Below are 257 nucleotides of genomic sequence, written 5' to 3' on the forward strand. Positions count from 1 at the left end.
GCTGACGTAGACGCTACAGCGCTTGTGCTGGCTGAGGTAGACGCTACGGCGCTTGTTGAAGCTGAGGTAGACGCTACAGCACTTGTTGACGCTGACGTAGAGGCTACGGCACTTGTTGACGCTGAGGTAGAGGCTACGGCACTTGTTGATGCTGAGGTAGAGGCTACGGCACTTGTTGACGCTGACGTAGACGCTACAGCGCTTGTGCTGGCTGAGGTAGACGCTACGGCGCTTGTTGAAGCTGAGGTAGACGCTAC

At 56.8% G+C, this 257-nt stretch carries 1 protein-coding gene; it reads right to left on the bottom strand.

Annotated elements, in window-relative coordinates; genetic code table 11:
• The coding region (locus N8L39_RS09365) for a hypothetical protein (protein ID WP_261039391.1) at positions 1 to 257 on the bottom strand (257 nt) is incomplete at both ends.

The sequence above is a fragment of the Streptococcus mitis genome (assembly GCF_946190285.1).
GTDB lineage: Bacteria > Bacillota > Bacilli > Lactobacillales > Streptococcaceae > Streptococcus > Streptococcus mitis_CP.